Raw genomic sequence first — 4,248 nt, 5'->3', positions numbered from 1 at the left:
GATCGAACACTGTTTAATGCGGATTGGCATTGATGGTATTCACTATGAAGAGTATTTCTTGACCGACTATGAATCCTCCATTGATGGCCTTTCTTCTTACATTTCAGAATACAGTCTTTTAGATGAGTTGAACGAGTTAGCCTCGCGATTAGCCATGTTATCGCCTGATGAAATTGACCGTTATCAGGCAGCAATTGAAATCGGTTCTTCAACGAGTTCAATCCATGATTTAATTCATTTAGCGGATAATTTAGATTCTTTCCTGCAATTAGCGGGGGTCAATAATGAATATGATTTAGGTTATTACTGGATAGAAGAAAGTGGTTGTTATGATTTAGCGCAACTGGGTCATTTATCCCATTACTTTGACTATGAACGCTATGGACGTGATGTTTGTCTTGAACAAGGGGGGATTTTTCACAGTGGAGGATATGTTTATCATACGGTGGGATAGATAGGACAACAACATGAGCGATAATCAGCTTTAAGCGAGGCTCCCATGCATACCACAACCAACGCTGACGTTTTTTGTTACCGATAAATGACCACATCTCATCGACCTCACAAATGAGCTGAATTTGTAGGTTATCTAGGGGCAGTGTTGTTACATTCCGTGGCGAGAGTTTTTTAAAGTAAGAACAACCGCATTAATGCTGATATGAAGGGCCCTAGCAGTATCACGAATACCGGCATTATTCATCGTGAGGTTGATAATTTTATCTTTAGTTCCGGGTTGGCAAGCACGATATTTATAATCGAGTTGGAAGCTTCGGCAGCAATCTTGGCAACGATAACGTTGATGACCAGTGCTACCTAATCCATGTTTTTTCACTGGGGGCGTTTGTTGACAAAATGGGCACCTTACATCGACTTTAGCCATGAATATTCTCCGATAAATTACCCTATATTACAGGTTAATCACCGGATTGAATACATGACCGCTTTGCCGGCATAAATTATCATTATGTATTATCTGACAATTCCTTTTGGGATAGGCTCTAAGTTATAATACCCACCATTCACTCATCAATTTTTCTAAATCATCACCGAAAGATACACTTAAACCTGCACCTGATGTAAAAGTTAATTCTCCAAAATATAAGTATCCATTAGAAATGTACCAATCAATCCTAACATAATTAAAATCTTGAGAAAGAACTTTATTTAACTCCATTGCTTTTAATAATAATTGATGATGCTCTTTAGGAACTAAGCTTGATTCTGTTTTACATCCAATTTTTCTTATACAATTATCTAAGTTATCAAGATAAAATTCTTGAGACCCATTGTCACCAAACCTTCCACCTATAACTTGTAATAATGTTTTAATTGAGTCATTTTTTTGTTTAAAACAATGAAATTTATAATCAATAGGGGCTATATCATTTTCACATATTGACTTTTCAACTATAATTTTTCTCTCAATATTTTTATAATGAGGCTCAAATGATATTTCAGAGAAATCTATCTTCATCCATAATTTTACTTGAGATATTAAATCTTCAATTTCATTGCTGGTTAAGTTGTTATTACCAATAATTTTTACCATTCCAGCCCCATGATTTGGTTTTATTACAGTATTTGAAAAATCATTGATATTTCTTAAATCTTCAGGATCATCCATAACAGCTATTAACGGAATAAGATATCCCTCCCCAATTTTACGGCTTATATAGTTTCGAACTAATAGCTTATCTGAACAATATGTATATAAAAAATTTCGATCGAAAATTTTTCTATATAAAATTTTTTCATTAAAATATTTACTATTTTTTAAAGATGGAAATCTTTTAAATGTTCTATAAAAACTAATATAGTTTTGTAATATATTAGGAGTAAAGACACTATATATTTTTTTACACTTACTTAATAAAGATTGGTTTGAATTTTTAACCGAACACATATAACAACCTTATGTTATTTAAAATAATGTAATCTATCGATTTTTATGCTAGATATACTAACACGATAACAATTACTCATGATTGTTTTTAGTTATTTAAACAAGATATTCTTTTGATTTTTTTAAGGTGAAAATGATTAAAGATATGTTCAATATTACACCGCAAATTGAAAATAAGGCAATCGCTATTATATCACTATTATATATTGAAAAACCCATATATAAACTCCCTACTCTTAAAACTATACTTATTAATTCATATATAAGGAAAAACCCTTGTAGTTTCAAGGCAGCAATTGCAGCTACACTAGGACGATTTAAAAAACCAAAATATGACCACAAGGCAAGCCATCTGGCATATTCACCAGCAACCCTCCAGTCATTACCAAATATTATATCAAATAAATAAGGTCCAAATATAACCACAACACCAAAAGGGATGATACCAACTGCAGACATTAGCATGGTAGCTTTTGATATTAAGTTAGATACTTTCTCTTTATTATTTACTGCTTCTGATATTCTTGGGTAAAAAACGTCACCTACTGACTTTCCTATTAGAGTGGAAGGAATACCTAATACTGTTCTACCGATACTATAAAAACCAGCAGATGCGGGACCAAAAAAACTTGCTAGCATCAATATTGGTAAGCTTTGTGATAATGCATTTAATACGACTTGAGGAGCTCTATATAAAGGAAAGTCGCTGTATTGCTGTGCTATTTGGAATAATTTTTCAGTATTAATTTTTTTATCAAAAAAACTGATTTTTTGCTTTTTTAAACCTAATTTAAGCAGGATACCATTAATAAGAAAACCAAAAACTGTTATTATTATTAACGTTTTACTTATAGGATATATTAATCCAAGACCTGCTTTAGCACCATTAAGTATAATTGCCTGTATAATTGTTACACGAGCTGTGAGTTTAAATTGTTTTTTCCTAATGCACCATTGAGTAAGTATTTCTTGATATGCTGAAAAAAACATCACCATCGGAATAAAAAGTAAAAATTCTTTTATAATCCCAAGTCTTAAAATGTTAGCTATCCAATCATTTTCTATTAACAAGATCAATGCTATTAATACCGATACTAAGATTGCCAATCTAATACTAAGAATAGCAATACCTTTAGCATTTGCGTCTGATTTAGGCAACACAATAGCAATGGGATAAGTAAGGGCTGCTATTGGCGCTAATACTGTTAAAACAGCTGTAAATGTTCCTAATATACCAAATACTTCAGGGCCATATAAGCGAGTTATAATTGGTGAAAACAGCATACTTATTATTTGAGCACCAGCTGTGCCACTTGCTATAATTATAACATTTCTAATAAACTTATTACTGACTATATTTTTTAATTTTCTATTTATTTTTAATGATATTTTTTTTTTAAACACTGATGAAATATCTCTATGTGATTAAATTATGTTTTACGCCTTGATTTTCCCAGTTAATGAGACTTCTTCCCATTTTTTTGGAACTTGCATGTATCGATTTAGTCATTCAGCCATCTATCGCAAGCCAGTAACCCATTCAGCTAGAAGAATTCATAAACGTAAGCATCATGCCAAGCCTGAAAACGACGATAAGCAATACTGTATGAACAGATACCTGTTGCATTTAGAATACTCCACTGCTAACCAGTTCTGAGCAAATAAAAATACTATTCATTACAGTCATATTATCTACGCGTCTGTGATATGCTACAAGAGAATGGTGGATTTTATATTCTAGGATAAGCGAAGCCATGTTATTCCAGCGTTCATAGCTAATATTTATCACTTACTACCTGCTGCCCATTATTCTTAGAAATTATCTTAGTTCATTATACAACTAATCTTTTTGGGATAGGCTCTTAAAGTAATAATTTGCATATTTTATCCATCAGCTCTTTGAGCTGTAGCCATCGTTTAAGTTAACGTTTTATTTTCATTGATATTCTTTGTTTTATCTTCAAAGTGTTGTTTAAAAACCAAAACCTCACTCATTTTTACCTTACCATGCCTATTTCTTTTAGGTAAAGGTAATCCTTCTAATTCACATGTAGTTCTATATAACATAGCCAAATATTCCGCCTTAACACCAATATATAGGGCAAAGGAATCTAAATCAATATTCATATCTTAACCTAGGTCAAATAAATCTATTTATAGCCGTTGGGGTTTTGCGATTGCCAACGCCAGCTATCGTTTACCATATCTTGCACGGAGTACTGAGCTTGCCAGCCTAAATCAGTAAAGGCTTTATTAGGGCTAGACCAACATTCAGCGATATCGCCAGGGCGGCGCTCAACAATTTTATACGGGATAGGTTTACCTGATGCTTTTTCAAAAGCAGT

Annotated in this window: 4 protein-coding genes and 3 pseudogenes; 1 reads left to right on the top strand and 6 read right to left on the bottom strand. The window is 32.6% G+C overall.

All coding sequences use genetic code 11. The features are described 5' to 3' along the window. Window positions 1-454: antirestriction protein ArdA (locus PR699_RS19525; protein WP_272577899.1), on the top strand; the 454-nt coding region annotated here is incomplete at its 5' end. Window positions 455-467: 13 nt separating this feature from the next. Here the strand turns inward: PR699_RS19525 and PR699_RS19520 are convergent. From PR699_RS19520 to PR699_RS19495, 6 genes and pseudogenes are all read right to left on the bottom strand, one after another. After that, window positions 468-880, bottom strand: a pseudogene (locus PR699_RS19520) (IS1 family transposase); the annotation flags it as partial. 123 nt (window positions 881-1,003) lie between these two features. Beyond that, the gene (locus PR699_RS19515; RefSeq protein WP_272577898.1) at window positions 1,004-1,903 is read right to left on the bottom strand and encodes an ATP-grasp fold amidoligase family protein; all 900 of its coding nucleotides are present in this window, start codon (window positions 1,901-1,903) and stop codon (window positions 1,004-1,006) included. Window positions 1,904-1,999: 96 nt separating this feature from the next. Further along, on the bottom strand, window positions 2,000-3,307 hold the full coding sequence (locus PR699_RS19510) for a lipopolysaccharide biosynthesis protein (RefSeq protein WP_272577897.1): 1,308 nt from the start codon (window positions 3,305-3,307) through the stop codon (window positions 2,000-2,002). Window positions 3,308-3,416: 109 nt separating this feature from the next. Further along, window positions 3,417-3,659: pseudogene (locus PR699_RS19505) on the bottom strand (transposase); the annotation flags it as partial. A 161-nt stretch (window positions 3,660-3,820) separates the two neighbouring features. Next, entirely contained in the window at window positions 3,821-4,030 is a 210-nt protein-coding gene (locus tag PR699_RS19500; RefSeq protein WP_272577896.1) for a hypothetical protein, read from the bottom strand. Between the two features lie 23 nt (window positions 4,031-4,053). Next, window positions 4,054-4,248 (bottom strand): annotated as a pseudogene (locus PR699_RS19495) (UDP-glucose 4-epimerase); the annotation flags it as partial.

Source organism: Providencia sp. PROV268, from assembly GCF_028477805.1.
In the GTDB taxonomy this organism is placed as follows: domain Bacteria; phylum Pseudomonadota; class Gammaproteobacteria; order Enterobacterales; family Enterobacteriaceae; genus Providencia; species Providencia stuartii.
This window is presented reverse-complemented; position numbering and strand designations above follow the sequence as displayed.